Source organism: Enterococcus sp. AZ089, from assembly GCF_050547225.1.
Taxonomy (GTDB): domain Bacteria; phylum Bacillota; class Bacilli; order Lactobacillales; family Enterococcaceae; genus Enterococcus_D; species Enterococcus_D entomosocium.
The window spans coordinates 578990-594876 of the sequence record NZ_CP172954.1 but is presented as its reverse complement, the minus strand read 5'-3'; the positions used below and the strand labels follow the sequence as shown (position 1 = coordinate 594876).

General features: G+C 37.8%; 15 protein-coding genes. 4 read left to right on the top strand and 11 right to left on the bottom strand.

The annotated features are described in order from the left end of the window. Positions 1 to 14: 14 nt before the first annotated feature. From IGJ01_RS02750 to IGJ01_RS02730, 5 genes are all read right to left on the bottom strand, one after another. Entirely contained in the window at positions 15 to 296 is a 282-nt protein-coding gene (locus IGJ01_RS02750) for a PTS sugar transporter subunit IIB (RefSeq protein WP_005227537.1), read from the bottom strand. Continuing rightward, on the bottom strand, positions 293 to 2332 hold the full coding sequence (locus IGJ01_RS02745; RefSeq protein ID WP_430601381.1) for a BglG family transcription antiterminator: 2040 nt from the start codon (positions 2330 to 2332) through the stop codon (positions 293 to 295). The genes IGJ01_RS02750 and IGJ01_RS02745 overlap by 4 nt, the downstream gene beginning before the upstream one ends. 364 nt (positions 2333 to 2696) lie before the next feature. Then, a complete protein-coding gene (locus IGJ01_RS02740; RefSeq protein ID WP_016611331.1) occupies positions 2697 to 3959 on the bottom strand; it encodes a PTS sugar transporter subunit IIC in 1263 nt (420 codons plus the stop codon). 14 nt (positions 3960 to 3973) lie between these two features. Beyond that, positions 3974 to 4699 carry a glucosamine-6-phosphate deaminase gene (locus tag IGJ01_RS02735; RefSeq protein ID WP_139960420.1) on the bottom strand — a complete coding sequence of 242 codons (726 nt, stop codon included), beginning with the start codon at positions 4697 to 4699 and terminating at the stop codon, positions 3974 to 3976. Between the two features lie 2 nt (positions 4700 to 4701). Further along, positions 4702 to 6027 (bottom strand): 6-phospho-beta-glucosidase, encoded by a 1326-nt coding sequence (locus tag IGJ01_RS02730; protein ID WP_005232076.1) that lies wholly within the window; start codon positions 6025 to 6027, stop codon positions 4702 to 4704. Positions 6028 to 6172: 145 nt separating this feature from the next. On the opposite strand from IGJ01_RS02730, the gene IGJ01_RS02725 reads away from it, so the two are divergent. Beyond that, the gene (locus tag IGJ01_RS02725) at positions 6173 to 6925 is read left to right on the top strand and encodes a MurR/RpiR family transcriptional regulator (RefSeq protein ID WP_005232077.1); all 753 of its coding nucleotides are present in this window, start codon (positions 6173 to 6175) and stop codon (positions 6923 to 6925) included. Between the two features lie 205 nt (positions 6926 to 7130). Here the strand turns inward: IGJ01_RS02725 and IGJ01_RS02720 are convergent, their stop codons facing one another. Both IGJ01_RS02720 and IGJ01_RS02715 read right to left on the bottom strand, forming a co-directional pair. After that, on the bottom strand, positions 7131 to 8459 hold the full coding sequence (locus IGJ01_RS02720; protein WP_005227522.1) for a PTS sugar transporter subunit IIC: 1329 nt from the start codon (positions 8457 to 8459) through the stop codon (positions 7131 to 7133). A gap of 146 nt (positions 8460 to 8605) precedes the next feature. Then, positions 8606 to 9319, bottom strand: coding sequence for a GntR family transcriptional regulator (locus IGJ01_RS02715; protein ID WP_016611336.1), 714 nt, complete (start codon positions 9317 to 9319; stop codon positions 8606 to 8608). 167 nt (positions 9320 to 9486) lie between these two features. Here IGJ01_RS02715 and IGJ01_RS02710 point away from each other — a divergent pair, with 167 nt between their 5' ends. Further along, entirely contained in the window at positions 9487 to 10911 is a 1425-nt protein-coding gene (locus IGJ01_RS02710) for a glycoside hydrolase family 1 protein (protein WP_086372608.1), read from the top strand. Between the two features lie 518 nt (positions 10912 to 11429). On the opposite strand, the gene IGJ01_RS02705 is transcribed toward IGJ01_RS02710, so the two are convergent. Beyond that, the gene (locus IGJ01_RS02705; RefSeq protein WP_017144486.1) at positions 11430 to 11534 is read right to left on the bottom strand and encodes a putative holin-like toxin; all 105 of its coding nucleotides are present in this window, start codon (positions 11532 to 11534) and stop codon (positions 11430 to 11432) included. Positions 11535 to 11901: 367 nt separating this feature from the next. Here IGJ01_RS02705 and IGJ01_RS02700 point away from each other — a divergent pair, with 367 nt between their 5' ends. Then, on the top strand, positions 11902 to 12735 hold the full coding sequence (locus tag IGJ01_RS02700; protein WP_429960374.1) for a helix-turn-helix domain-containing protein: 834 nt from the start codon (positions 11902 to 11904) through the stop codon (positions 12733 to 12735). Continuing rightward, on the top strand, positions 12728 to 13147 hold the full coding sequence (locus IGJ01_RS02695) for a DUF2000 domain-containing protein (protein ID WP_005232083.1): 420 nt from the start codon (positions 12728 to 12730) through the stop codon (positions 13145 to 13147). The genes IGJ01_RS02700 and IGJ01_RS02695 overlap by 8 nt, the downstream gene beginning before the upstream one ends. A gap of 194 nt (positions 13148 to 13341) precedes the next feature. Here the strand turns inward: IGJ01_RS02695 and IGJ01_RS02690 are convergent, their stop codons facing one another. The 3 genes from IGJ01_RS02690 to IGJ01_RS02680 all read right to left on the bottom strand — a co-directional run bounded on the left by IGJ01_RS02690 (position 13342) and on the right by IGJ01_RS02680 (position 15844). Beyond that, a complete protein-coding gene (locus tag IGJ01_RS02690) occupies positions 13342 to 13884 on the bottom strand; it encodes a DUF3267 domain-containing protein (protein ID WP_086299091.1) in 543 nt (180 codons plus the stop codon). A gap of 58 nt (positions 13885 to 13942) precedes the next feature. Then, complete coding sequence (locus IGJ01_RS02685) at positions 13943 to 14260, bottom strand: hypothetical protein (RefSeq protein ID WP_005232089.1); 318 nt, start codon at positions 14258 to 14260, stop codon at positions 13943 to 13945. Positions 14261 to 14719: 459 nt separating this feature from the next. Then, complete coding sequence (locus IGJ01_RS02680; protein ID WP_429947102.1) at positions 14720 to 15844, bottom strand: GGDEF domain-containing protein; 1125 nt, start codon at positions 15842 to 15844, stop codon at positions 14720 to 14722. Positions 15845 to 15887 lie beyond the last annotated feature (43 nt).

The following is a 15887-nucleotide window of genomic DNA, read 5'->3' as shown; positions in this document are numbered from 1 at the left end:
CTGTCTACTCCTTTTTATAGTAATCCTTTTTCCTGACAAACGGCTTGAACCTTTTGCTTCAATTCATCGAGATCGATAATACTGTCTAACACCACGATCTCACCTAGATGCTGCGCACTATCGGCTAAATCGCCACCAACAAAGAAAACATCCGCCATATCGGGTGCGGCACTTCCTAAATCATAATGGGACACTTCCACACCTGAGACACCCAATTCATTTAAAACAGAATTGATATTCATCTCCACCATAAAACTTGATCCTAATCCTGACCCACACACTGCTGCAAATTTCATTTTTCATCTTCTCCTTCTCTGATCACTTCAATTATTTGATCCGCATTGGTTGCGGAAAGTAACGCAGTTAGTTTTTCATTATTCGACAAAATTTTTGTTAAACTCGCTAACGCTTTTAGATGGAGCTCATTGTCAACTGCTGCCAAACATATAAACACTTGAATGGGGTGTTGCGGATCATCATTTAAAAGCACTGGCTCTTTGACTTTTAATAACGACATCCCGATCGCATTGACCCCATCTTCTGGACGCGCATGAGGCAAAGCGATGCCTTTTCCAATATGGATAAAAGGCCCATGATCCACCACTTTATTGATCATGGCGGTTATATACTGTTCCTCAATTTTATTGGTCTTTTTTAATGGCGCAGCAGCTTCTCGAATGGCTTCTTGCCAAGCCAGCGGCACCTCAGTAAATTGGATGGTTTCTGCTGTTAATAAATCTGATAACATCGGACGTTGGTCTTCCCTTCTATTCAATTCTCGATTGATTTTTCTTTGCAAAATTTTTCTCAGCTTTTGCTTACTGATGCCTGCTTTTAAATCAACATAGGGCAAAATCACTTCTAACACATCGTCAATGGAATGCAAACCAGTTTTTGAAGGAAAGAATGCCGCTTGTACGTTTCTAAACAGTTCATCCTTCTCAATGGGGGTCATAATCGGATTGATCACATAACATGGTCGTTTGGTTTTGATCGGGGCACTGGAAAAAATCAGATCAATCTCTTCATTGAAACGAACATTTTCATACTCTTCGATCGAACGAGCCGGCAAAAAATGGATCTGGGGAAACAGTTCCTTTAATTCTGATTCCAAAATCAAGGATGAACTGATGCCGCTTGGGCAGACAACTAATGCATTCAATTGGAAGTAATCGCGTTTGGCCTTTTGTTTACTGATTTCCCCACCAAACAAAATCGTAAAATAACCGATTTCTTCATCAGGGATCGTACCGACTAGGTCTTCTAAAGAACCCAGTGCTCGTCTCGTCAGTTCAAACAACTCATTGTATTGCAGCTTGATTTCTTCAATCAGTACATTCTCCAGTGGAAAACCGTAGCGGATTCGAAAATACGCCGGGACAAGATGATAGAATGTGTTCATCAAAAGGGTGCGATAGTCCACAAACTCGATAGCTGCCAGCCGTTCCATTTCATGAATGATCTTACTGGCACATTCCAATAAAAACTCTAATGAAGTATCTTCGATATCTCCTTGCAGAATCGTTTTCAACAGGATCGTTACATAAAGTTCTTCTGTTTTCCGATCTTTGATGGCAGGAAATTCTGCTAAAAACTGCTGACTAACTTGATGGACATGCAGCGACTGTAGCAGCGATGTTTCTGTCTCCGCTAAAGAAACAGCCGTTTCTGCCATCCGAAAGGATAAATAATTAAGAAAATAAAGCATTTCTTCGAAGCGGCTCGGTACGATCACCAGATTGAAGGCAGTCAATGTTGCGGACAAACGATCTTTTATTTGAATATATATCGTTTTATTCTGCTCATAGATTCCCTCAAATAAAAGCAAATTCCCATTTTTCGTATTGGATAACGCACTGACTTTTCGAAAAGCAAGAGCGCGAATCTGATATTCCTCTCCCTCTAGATAAAAGCCATATTTTCGAGAGTACAATAGTTGAATCTTGAAAGCTGCAAGTTCCTCTCTGATCCCCTTTAAATCCTTCAAAATCGTATTTTTACTGACATAGAACAGCTCTTGAAACTGGTAGACGGATAAGTCTTTCACTGCTGAAAAAGTCAGAAGATAAATCATGGACCGCCGCTCTTCTTCCGAAAAAAACAACGTGTTCTTCTGGACATCGAAAAGAATTTCCGGCCATTTTCGTTGAATCAACGAAGGAATCAAAACTTCTCCCTCATGCATCGTGATTCGTTGATTCAACCGCTGTTCAGTGATTTGATTGATCTTGGCAATCTCCGCCAGAAATTCCTCATCCCTCCACTTCGTCAACTGAAGAAACGCCTCAATATTTGGTTCTGAAAACAGATACGTCAATTTGAAATGAATCATATTTGCTACCCCCACCTAAACTATAGCTTGCACAAAATGAAATCGCCATCATTTATCGGTACAACTGAAGCTCCGTTTTTTTTTAAACGATGGACCGAAGAGGAGATTTCAAGGATTACCATAACATCCAATAAAGTATTCGAGAAGGTTTTATTGATAGAAGCAAATGATAAAAAATACAACATTAAAAAAAGCGAATCATTTACTGATTCGCTTAGATAATGATGCTATTTGTTGTTTTATTATTGAAACTATCAGAATCATGAAGGACAATCGTCTTTTTTCCAATATACTTTTTTAAAGTTATTTTCTGATACCTAAAAATACTTATCTTAATGAATGATGGAAAATAGGCTTCTTCTATCTACTCACTTATACTCACAGGAATCGTTGTTTCCGTTTCTTGCGCCTCTGCGGTTTCATTTTTCACTTGCTGCTTTTCCAATATTTTGAAAAATGGCATATAAATAAAATATGAAATGAAAATAGATACAAAAGACCAAACGGCTGCTCCAATACTACCATTAGTAGCTAAATAAGGACCAATAATAGGAGGAATAGTCCATGGAACTTGAATAACAATCGGTCCTACTATACCAATATTCATTAAGATATACGTACCGATACATAGGACCATAGGCGTTGCTATAAACGGAATAAGCATTACAGGATTCATCACAATAGGCAAACCAAAAATAACCGGTTCATTGATACAAAAAATAGCTGACGGCAAAGATAATCGTCCAATCGACTTATACATCTTACTTCTGGAGTGGAGCATATTTAACACTAGACCGAGTGTTGCTCCAGTTCCGCCTAAACACATAAAGACAATCCAAAATCCATCGGCAAAAACATGAGGTACTTCTGCACCACTTTGAAAAGCTGCCGTATTATCAGCAAGATAACTTAGGAAAACAGGGGTCGCAATTCCAGACAAAACATTGTCTCCGTGGATTCCACATATCCATAGCAAACAAACGAGAAGTGTGTATAACAGCATGCCTGGGAGTGTTCCCATCCCTTGCATTAAAGGTTGGAAAACAATAGTAATGATTTCATTGATATCAACCCCTAATAAAGTTCTGACGATCCATATAACGGTCAGAATAAATGCCCCTGGGATTAACGTTGCAAAAGAAGTTGCTACAGTGGGCGGCACACCTTCTGGCATTTTTATTACAATATTATGAGTGACAAACCATTTAAAAGCATGAGTGACAAATACCCCAACAATGATCGCGGTAAACATACCACTAGCACCAAAATTAGCCAAATTTATCGTCCAGTCATCGTTTAATGTTGCTAGAAGAAAGCCGATAGTTGTGAGCATCGAATTAGAAATAGCATCAACACCAAACTCTTTTCCTAAATGATAGCCTATGCCAATGGCAGATATCAGTCCAAGGATTCCGAACGTAACATTGACTGGTGCATTCAACTGCGGTCCCCAATTTGACACAAAATCCATCCATGACTGTATTGGAAAGTTACCAATGATTAGGAAGATACTTCCAACAATAGTAAAAGGAATCGTCATGGAAATCCCATTTCTTATAGCAACTAAGTGTTTACTATTGCCTATTTTCAGCAATATAGGCAATACCTTGTTCTCAATGACCTGCATCTTTTTTCCTCCTTTTAGTTCACGACTTCCTTATCAACCACCAATACAGGATCTTTGTGCAACCATAGAGAAGTAACTGGACACTCTTTTGTAATCGTACCGCATAGAAATTGTTGTATCGCAGATTTCTTTTTTGCTCCACTAGCTTGTACGATCATTGTTCCAGATTGTAATAATTGTCCTATCCCTAACGTAATTCCTTTCGTACGATCAACTTTCTCGTCTGAAAAATATTTTTTCCCAACACTTTGGGTTGATTCGTCTAAGTTCACTATATGAGCTTTATCTTCGAAGGACGAACCAGGCTCATTAAAACCTAAGTGACCATTTACTCCAACCCCAAGCAAACTCAGTGTTAATCCTCCATTCTCCTCGATAAATTTATCAGCTTTTTTGCATTCCTCATTTAAATCATCGGCTAAAGGATCAAATGTGTGAAGTTGCTTTAGGTCAATAGGAACCCGATTGAATAAGTTTCTTTTTAAATAGGATAGACAACTGCCTTCATTTTTCGGATCGATTCCAACCCATTCATCTAGTTCAATAAACTTTGCCTGGGATAAATCTATTTCTTTGTTGATTGCTGCTTCTGCAATGATGTTAAGCGTTCCTACGGGTGTATCACCACCTGCAAAGCAATATAACCCATTTGGCTTTTCTTTTAAGACATCTAAAATGAGTTTTGCACAGATCTTACTGACTTCTTGGTAATTTGCCTCAACATAGTATTTTACTTTCATTGTCATTCTCCTTTAAAAAAATTCGGCAGATATTCTTTGTGTGCTAAAAGCATTTCATCAAGTAGTTGCTTTGCTGTCCTATCACTTGGAACTAAGGGATTGATCGTCATCGCTAATAAAGCAGTGTTATAGTCTCCCGTAACAGCTGCTTGGGCCGCTATACGTTCAAAAGACTTAATTTGTTGAACTAGTCCTTTGATAGGAATAGGTAATTCACCTGTAGTCAAAGGGATCGGTCCTTGTTTTGTAATCAAACAATTTACTTCAACCGCTGAATCACAATCGATATCACTGATGGCACCATTATTTCTTGTATTGACCGTTTGAATATCACGTTTGTCATTATAGATGGAATTAATTAAATTACATGCTGCTTCACTATAATAAGCGCCCCCACGTTCTGACAATTGAGGTGGTTTGATTGCTAGATGTTCATCTTTATAAAGTTCAAACAACTCATGTTCGATTTTCTGCACAACTTCTGCACGAGTTCCTTCTTTCTCTGCTGATCGTTTTTGCTCAGACAACATAGTAGCTGTTTGATAGTAATACCTTAAATAGCCGATGGGAATCATGCCAAGTGTTCGGAAAAAATTTGGTTCCCATTCTAAATCAGCAATGTTTTTCAGACCAACTGCATCGCCAGTATCTTGCGTCATCAATGTAAGTACTTTTTGGGTCACATCAATCCCTTTATGATAAATCTTTTTCGCAAAAACCATATGATTTAGCCCAGTAAATTCAACATATAATTCTTGTTTGGGTACTTTTAATGTTTCTGCAATGCCACGTTCTATTCCAATTGGTCCATTACACAAACCTACTACTCTACGCATATTGCTATGGCGTAAGACAGCTTCTGTCACCATGCCAGCTGGATTAGTGAAGTTGATCAGCCATGCTTCTGGGCAAAGGCGCTCCATATCTTTCACTATTTCTAAGATAACAGGAATCGTGCGTAATCCTTTAAAAAGCCCTCCTGGACCATTCGTTTCTTGTCCAATCGTGTCATATGTTAAAGGAATTCTCTCGTCTTTCGCTCGCGCTTCCAAAAGACCTACACGAAATTGCGTCGTAACGAAGTCCGCATCCTTTAATGCCGCTTCACGATCAAGAGTCATATAAATTTTCATTGGAAGGTTCGCTTTTTTTACCATACGTTTAGCAAGTTCCCCAACTATTTCTAATTTCTCTCTTCCTTGTTCAATATCCACAAGCCATAATTCTGAAATCGGTAATTCAGCATATCGTTTAATAAATCCTTCTATCAATTCTGGTGTATAACTTGATCCACCGCCAATTGTTGCAATTTTTATTCCTTTATCCATCCTGAAACACTCCTTTAACTTAACTACATGGTCAGTATAGATTATTTTTATCCCCTTAAATACCGCTTTTAAGTAAACGGTTACAAAAACAGACGATTGACACCGGTTACAATCCTGTTACAATTTGTAACAGGAGGGGATTACTATGTTGTTTCTTGACTATCAACCAGACTTAAATGAAACGGATATTGAGGTATATAAAGCAATTATTTCAGAGGTAAATGCAGTTGCTTCCATGAGTATTCGAGAATTAGCTGAGAAAAGTCATACGAGTACTGCCAGCGTATTACGCTTTTGTAAAAAATTTCGCTGTACCGGTTTTTCTGAATTTAAAATTTACCTTAGTGCGTATCTCGAATCTCTTAAAGAAGAAAAAGAGGTAAAAACACTTGATTTTGAGAGTGAACTCTTGAATTTTTTAGCACGGACACAAGACAAATTCTTTGAAGATAAATTTGATGAGGCAGTTCACTTATTGATGGAAAAAGAGCTGATTATTTTTATTGGCGTAGGCTCCTCAAATGTTGTTGCTGAATATGGTTCTCTTTATTTCTCGTCACTATTTAACATGGCGATTCGCATTGAAGATCCTAGTAATTATCCTATTAATTACCTATCCACTGAGTTAGCAAAAAAAATGTGTATCGTCGCTTTATCCGTTTCCGGCGAGACCACAGAAATCATTCAATATTTAAATCATTTGAATCTATCAGAAAGCTCAGTAATAGGAATTACCAGCAGCTCTAATTCAACACTTTCTAAATTAGCTGATATTTCAATAACCTATAATATTTCGCTAGAAAAAATTAATGAAGCTGATATTACAACCCAGATACCGGCAATGTATATTATTGAAAAGTTAGCCAAAACCGTGAGAAATAGAATGGAAACTCAATAGATTTGTATAAAAAAATTCTTGCTAATAAATTCTTCAGGTAATTCTTTCCGTCTAAACACAAGTTCACCGACCGATATTTCCACAAAAAAAGAGACTCACATACATCTATGTGGTCTCTTTTTGTTATATAGATTTGTTCAGTTTATTTGTTTCACTTCCCTTTGGTTTGAGACGACTTCAAAAAATCTTGTGAAGTTTCCTCTTCTCAATCATTTGCCTCTTCATTTCCTATTGTTGAGGTAACTTTTTCATCGATACGTAAAAATGGTAAGTAGATAAAAACACTCACAGCAATGATCGCAATTTGTAAGACTGATGCTCGCCAATCGCCACCAGTTGCTAAAAATCCAGATATGACGGGAGGAGTGGTCCAAGGTATCTGCACGACTACATGATTGATCAAACCAACAGCTGTCGCAAAATATGCAACTGTTAGGGAAAAAATCGGTGCCAATACAAATGGAATAATCAAACTAATATTGAAAACAATTGGTAAACCAAAAATGATTGGTTCACTGATATTAAAAAGTGCTGGAGTTACGGATAATTTTGCAAAGTCTTTGTAATCTTTACGACGACTAAAGATAAAAATAGCAATTAGCAAAGCAATAGTATTTCCTGACCCTCCCATAACAGCAAACGTATCTTTAAATGCCATGTTTATGATATGTGGAATATCTTCCCTATTCGCATAAGCAGCCATATTCTCTTGCATATTTTGAATCAAGAACGGATCGAGAAGTGAACCTGATATCACTGCTTGATGAATTCCAAACCCAAAAAAGAGATTTGCAATTGAGGTAATTAAGAGGAACCCTGGTAAACCTGTCGTTACCCTACTTAAAGGCCCAGTGATTAGAGTAGTAATCAACGAATTAACATCCATATTGAATAATTGATTGACAGCAAATGAACCAATTGCGAAGGTAGTCACGGTAATCATGATTGGAATAAGGACGTTAAAAGACTTCAACACAGCTGGAGGGATATTTCCTGACAATTGAATTTGTAACTTTTTATTATTAGATAACTTAATAAAGAGTTCCGTAGCAGCTAAGCCCACAAAAATTCCAACGAACATTCCTGACGCACCAGTATGAGTGACAGGAATAACCCCACCTACTTCCAGCGCTTCTTGACTTCCTTCTGGTGTAAACATCGTCATCATAGGGGTGAGAACAATAAACGTTGAAATAGCGACTAGAACAGCAGCAATATGATTTGTATAATTTCTGCTAACACACATATGATAAGAAACTGCCGCAACAACTAATAGTGTCGTTATACTTAGCGTTCCATTACTGATGGAAGTCCCGATCTCTTGAATCGTCGTTAATGTTGCTGGATCAATAATATTTCCCATAAATCCTGTTGGCTCTAAAATAACATAGTTGATCAATGTAACAAATCCCGCCAACATCATAAAAGGCATAAAAGTGGCGAAAGCATCCCTTAGTGTTCGAAGATGAATCTGGTTCCCTAACCTTGTGGCTATTATTCCGAACTTTTCAAAAATAGCATCTTTTTTACTCATAATTCCAATCAGTCTCCTTTTTTAGTTGTAAGCGATTGCTTATGGGATGATCATACACCAGCTCCCCTAAAAAGTAAATATCTTTATTCAAAATTATATATCTTTTTTTGAAAGTCAAAAAAAAGACCAACGAAATTCGTTAGTCTTCACTTCTCAACAAAAACTGCTTCAAAAATAAAATCTTTGTATAAATGTCTCGAAAGAGAATATTCAAACGGTATACCAGAAGACAATGACACCACTTTGTCTACCTCTATCATAAACTCGCCTGGTTTTACAGAAAGAATTTCCGCATCGAAATCATTTGCCACATCCCCTTTGATCCAAATATGGGAAGATTTAATCTCTAGACCAAGCTCATTTGTAATGTAGCCATATACAGAACGTTTCAAATGCTTTGGTTCTAACCCCGGTATAACAGAAAGTGGCATAAACGTTTGCTCAATAGAATAAGGCTGTTCATCAATAAAACGACTTCTAATAATATTATAGACATACTCTTTTTGATTTATTTCTAAAATTTCTGCAACTTCATTCGATGGCAATTCAATTGAGAACGTATGGATTTCAGAAGTCACATGTTCTTCCCCTACTAAATCAAAAAGACCTTCATTTGGTCCAAACACTTTCGAATTATCAATTGGTCTGCGTAGAACTTCCGTTCCAAATCCACTACGTGTTCGTAAAACTCCCTCTGATACTAGCATATCAATACCTTTCTTCACAGTGAGCTTACTTGTTTGATACTCATGCGCAAGTTCATCGCCCGTAGGTAATTTTTCACCGATTTGATAGGTTCCATTGGCAATTTTTTTCTTTACCTCCGTATAAACCTCCATATATTTTGGCTGTTTCTTCATAACTTACTCCCTCATACTCATCTCTATTACTTATACTTTAACATAAAAATTGTCTTTTTACAGCTAAAACCATACCCACCATAAAAAGATATATATTTTTAATAAAAAGTATTTATTTATATCAAAAGCAATGTTACACTGTTAAAAACGAACAGGAGGAAACGATAATGTCAATACATACTCAGTTAACATTTCCAGATGACTTTTGGTGGGGATCCGCTTGGTCAGCAGAACAATCTGAAGGGCGTGGAGAAACAGGAAAAGCAGAGACCGTATGGGATCGGTGGTTTCACGAAGAACCTCATCGTTTTTATAAACGAATTGGACCTAGTATTACGACAGACCATATCCATCGTTACCACGAAGATATTCAATTGATGAAACAAACCGGGCACAATTCATTTCGGGTGTCTATCTCATGGGCACGAATGTTTCCAAATGATGGGGTTGGTAAAGCGAACGAGAAAGCGATAGCCTATTATCGAGATCTTTTTACCGAAATGAAAAATAATAATATCAAAGTTTTTGCGAATCTCTATCATTTTGACATGCCAGCAAAATTACAAGATAAAGGGGGATGGGAATCACGTGAAGTTGTTGAAGCTTATGTAAATTTTGCTGATACCTGTTTTCTAGCGTTTGGCGACTTAGTTTATCATTGGTTCACCTTTAACGAACCTTTGGGGCCAATCTTGGGCTCTTATTTAGAAGATTTTCACTATCCAAATCTCATTGATTTTAAACGTGGTGCTCAAGCAGCATTCTTTACCATATTAGCCCATGCAAAAGCCATTCAAACTTTTAAAAAATACCAGCTATCTAGCAAAATCGGAGTAATTCTCAATTTGAGTCCGACTTTCCCAAGAAGCCAAAATTCAGCAGATAAAAAAGCAGCAGAAATTGCGGATCTTTTTTATACTCGTAGTTTCTTAGATCCCATGGTCAAAGGAGTATTTCCAGAAAAACTAGTCTCTTTGCTGGAGGAATATGACCAATTACCCGTTGATTTCAATGACACAGACCTAAAAATTATTGAAGAGAATACCGCGCAGATACTTGGTCTAAACTACTATGAACCACGCCGTGTCAAAGCAAGAACTTCTGCCGTTAATTTAGAAAGTCCATTCTTACCAGAATGGTTCTTTGAACCGCATATTATGCCTGGTCGTCGAATGAATGAATATCGTGGATGGGAAATCTATGAAAAAGGAATTTATGATTTATGTATGGACATCAAAAATAACTATGGAAATATTGAATCCTTTATCTCAGAAAACGGTATGGGTGTTGCTAATGAAGAACGGTTCATGGATGAAAATGGTCAGGTGATTGATGACTATCGCATTGAATTTATCCAAGATCATCTCGCCTATTTATGGAAAGCAATTCAAGATGGCTGTAATATAAAAGGGTATCATCTATGGACATTCATTGATTGTTGGTCATGGATCAATGCATATAAAAACCGCTACGGCTTAGTTTCTTTAGATTTAGCCACACAGAAACGTACAATAAAGAAAAGTGGCTTGTTTTACAAGGAACTAAGTAAGCAAAACGGTTTTTCCTACGATCTCGAGCGATTGGTAGATTAGCATTCACGAATATGATCGATAGTGATCTGTATAGAAGAAACCTGTTGCCACAACTCCTCTCTAGCACCTTTTAAGAAGGCGACAGGGTTTTATTAGTAAAAAAATAACCGTTTCCTTGCTAAAGTCGACGGTTATTTTTTTGTCATTTTTCACTGTGGCTAGGATACGAAAGAGCAGCACGGCAATAAATGTACCAGAATTTATCTGGAACTTATTAGCCGCTAGTTTCGATAATAATGCTTCCCTTTTCTTTAAACATTGCATTCGTTTTTAGATGTTCGAACACTTTTCAAAAATGACTACATCGAACACCTTATTCCAATTGAGAATAAGGTTTTGCCTATGTCGCTTATCGATTTTGTTTGAAAATATCCTTGTTAAAGTTGAAAAATCACTCTCTTCTTGCTATACTAACTATGTAAAGAGGAGTTGTTGCCACAACCCCTCTGCAGCGCCATTTAAGACGGTGACAGTTTTTTTAACTTAAAAGATAACCGTTTCCCTGTTAAAGTCGACGGTTATTTTTTTTTGTCATTTTTCACTGCGGCTAGGATACCAAAGATCAGCATGGCGGTAAATGTACCAAAACTGATCATTAGCCCGATTGCTTCCGCTGTGGACAAAAAGGCTTCTCCTTTCTGAGGAGTTAGTACTTACATTCATAAGCACCACCACCTTTCAAAGATAGCCACCGTCACAAACTTTACTGCAGTCAAATGGTACCATACTTCCATCAATAAAACTTTCAAATGCCAAGGATTTGTCATTATTTTTTCACGGTGCATGGTCCATTTGCTTTGATTCATTACATAAAATCGTCAAAATAACCCGCTGTTCTCTCTTCAATCCTGGTCCACTCTTTTCCGACCTTCTCCAGCCCCTTTTCTCAATCCCAATCAAGGGCCTTCCATCAAGAAAAATAGTCAAAAGTCAATATCATTCTATTCACCAAAAACCACTTTTGTTATAGTAACAAAAAGGAGAATGCAGATGAGAAATGAACGAAAAATCATTCAAGATAGCACCCTTGGTGTAGAGGCTTTATTATTTAACGGCATCCAGCAGGAGTTTCCTAACCATTGGCACGAATATTATGTGATTGGCTTGATGGAAGCTGGAACGCGTCAATTCACCTGTCAAAATACCTGCTATATCGTTGAAGCAGGCGACTTGATTTTGATTCCACCAAAGGCTGCCCATCGCTGCCAGCAACTCACGGAGGAGAAGCTGGTTTACCGCAATATCCACTTAACCCCGGAGAACATGGCGGTACAAGTACAAAAAATTTTTAACACTCAATTGACGCCCCACTTTCCTGAACCGGTCATTCGCCAAGTGAAAGAAAAAGAGGAACTTCATGCAGTTCATCGGCTGCTGCTGTCGGATCGCGGCGATGAGTTTGAAAGGCAAGAACGCTTTACTTGTCTCCTTCACGACCTGCTTGTTCAGTATGCGGATTTCACCCACGAACAAACAGATCCGGTTTCAAATAAAGCCGCAGCGGCAAAAACCTATATCGATCAGCATTATGCCGAAAAATTGTCCTTGAGTGAATTAAGTGACGTTCTTGGAATGAATCAGTACGTCTTGATTCGGCAATTTACCAAAGCGTATGGGCTGTCGCCGTTTCAATATTTAAGTACGGTGCGCATCAGTGCTGCCAAGAAAAGACTGGAAGCACAAGAAGCAATTGCAGAAGTCGCTTTTCTGACAGGTTTTAGTGACCAAAGTCATTTTACCCGTATCTTTAAAAGCTTGATTGGGGTCACCCCGAAAGCTTACCAAACAATTTACCAAGAAGATGGAGTGAGAACGTATGAATAACCAAGAAAAATGTGTCATGATTATCGATGAACAATTACCGATTGGCTTAGTTGCAAATACTGCTGCAATTTTAGGCGCAACCTTGGGCAAATTGTTTCCCGAAGGAATCGGAGAAGATATTTACGATTCGACAGGCAGAAAACACCTTGGCATTGTCAACTTTCCCATTCCTATCTTAAAAACGAACAAGGAGCAGTTGCAGACCATTCGTGAATCGATCAGTCAGCAAGCAGATCCAGAAGTAACCATCATTGATTTTTCCGACGTTGCTCAGACCACCAATTCTTACGAGCAATACCGTCAGACGCTTGAGACGATTCCCACAGAAACACTGGCTTATTTTGGTCTTTGTTTAAAAGGCAAGAAAAAGAGTATCAATAAAGTCGCTGGTAGTTTGCCGTTGTATCGGTAAAGCGCTAGTAAGAAAACGGTCGTTTAAAACAAATTTTCTTTTTGTCGGCCGAACAGTCTTCTTGCTATATACGTTATTTATAAACAGTCTTACAAAAAAACAAACACTTTTGAGGTGTTTGTTTTTTTGTAAGAGATTTTCTAGCATACATTTTCTTGCTCTTTGATTTTGCCAAGATCAATTGAAAAAATAAACTACTCTCCTTGATAAATATTCAACCCCACTTCAGTATCTTCTACACAACTGTTCGCTGGTGCTTTAACAATCAGAAAAAGAAAGTAAAAGTCTCCCACACAAGAAGCGGCATGTGCGGTAGCAATCAAGGTAAAAAGAGATGCCGTCAACCAGCCAAATAAATATAATAGAAAGAGGCCCACAGAAATGCCAATGAATGGCGCCAATAAAATGATGGCAAATTTCCCTTTTGAATAAAAGGAATGGGGACTCGTGGCATATGCTACCCCATTTTTGAACCCAAACTTTACCTTCCCTTTAGGGTCAAAAAGCTTGAAGAAGGCACCATGAATCAATTCATGAACAATGATGAGAATAAAATACGCAACCATTAAGAGCAAAAGATCGAAAATAAACGAAGTTTCAGCATTTGACCCATGACCACCTAAGACAAAGAGTGTAAAGAACACATAGAAAAAAATAAAACTAGGGATCGCCGCGAGATTCAATCTCTTTATTGTTTTTTTATCATCCATTAAATTAATTTGTTTGAGTAATTTCATCGCTGTTCTCCTTTTCTTTTCGACATTCTTCTTAGTACTTAATTTCTATGAATTCCCTTTACCCAACCAACAAGAGCAGCAAACACAAAACCAGTGCCGTTAAAACGAAGAGGAAATTGATCGTTTCTGGCGCACCTTCGATCCTTCTCTTTAATGGCGGAGGACGAAAACTTGGATTCATGCTTTTCGTTTGGTAGTCCACGCTGCTTGATAAAAAGCTGTCGGAAGGGATCATAAACACCAAGAGAACGCCATAAATAATGGATGCAGGAATCAGGAGTGAGCATTTGGCTAAGTAGCCAATCAGTAGACTCACGATCAAAGGAATAGCTACGTATAAAGCACTTTGGTACAGTGATCGCCGAATTGGTTTCATAGGGAAGTCTCCTTAGTCAGTCTTCGTTACACACAGGAAAAAAATAATTTTATTTACTTATCAAATAAATATACCATTGCTTTTAAAGACTGTAAACACGCCAGAAAAACAAGTCGATGCTGCCAAGCGCGGCTGCCCAATGCTTGGTGCAAAAAAAGAAGTGGTTTCTTCCCACTTCTTAAAGAGCACTCTACTTGCCTTTCTATCCTCGCTTAACCTCTCAAGATAATCGGAAACCGTTTAGTAAACCGTTATACTTACCAGATTGCTTCCCCTCTTCCTTTTGAAAAAGCTACGACGCTGGACAAAGAAGCCTGCGAACATTGTCTCTTTATTAAAACTTCTTCTGAAAAGCATTCGTCTAAAAAAATCATACGGCCTTGTCTCTCCTTTTGGCTTCCTACAACACCTATCCACTTGAGAAAAGACTGCGGAACCTTCTTTAGAAAAGCAAGAGTCTCAAGAAAAAATAATCGTGCGGTTTCTGCCTTTCCTTTTGGCTTCGTACAATGCTTGATCTGCTTGGTAAAAGGTTTCTGAAATGTCTAACGCAGAGGCTGCTTCTGAAATCCCTGCTGAAAAGTAAAGGGTCAGTTGTGTTCCCTCTAGTTTCAACTGTTCATTGCTTAAGAACAAATGAAATTCTTCAATAATTTTTTTCACTGACACGGAAGTATTCTCTTTAAATAGGACTAAAAATTCTTCGCCACCATACCGATAGACTTCGACTAAATGGGAAGGACTTTTTTGATAGAGAAATGTCGTCAGTTTATCCGAAAAGAAGGTTAAGGCTTGATTGCCGATTTGATGTCCATGGTGATCATTGATCTGCTTAAAATGATCTAAATCCATCATCACCACGACCAGCTGATCCTTCTCGTTTATCACCAATTTTGAAATATCTTCGTTCAAACTACGGAAATTTTTTACCTTCGTCAACTCATCATAATTGCGCTCAATGATCTTCGTATTGATTTTTTCGAGAAAGTTTTTTTGATTCTGCAGATAATACTTCCATAAAGAAACGATTGCCACTGATCCAATCCCTAAAGTGACAGCATCCCAAAGACCAACTTCACGGCGGTGAAAAAGCAATGCGTTGACCATCGGCGAGACAACCGTAACCACAATCGAAAATAGATAAAAGACAATATGATTTGTCTGTCCGTAAAATCTTTTCTTTAATAAGCAAGTAACGATTAAAATGATGTAATTTAATCCGATAATAAAGAGCATGGCTCCCCATTCGAATTTATTGATCAATGCAAAAAAAGTTAGCAAGATGACGGGGACCAGCCCAATCAGATATATTTTTTCTTTGAGGATACCAAAATAATAAATAAAGATTGGAATCGTATATTCATACGCAACATAACCGATACTGTTCAAAGAAAATGATATAATAAAGTAGACTTGCGAAATAAACAGAACGACACCGATAAGAATTTTAAATGACAAGCGTAAATTCAATTCTTTGAAGTTCTTGATAAACAGATCATACGAAATGAGCAAGCTTACAACTAAAACAGAATAGATCGCTGCATAAATCAGATGGACAAACACACTATTCCTTCTTTCTTTCATAGATTTTTCTTTAAAATCCTTCGCCCATGATTTGGAAAGGCTC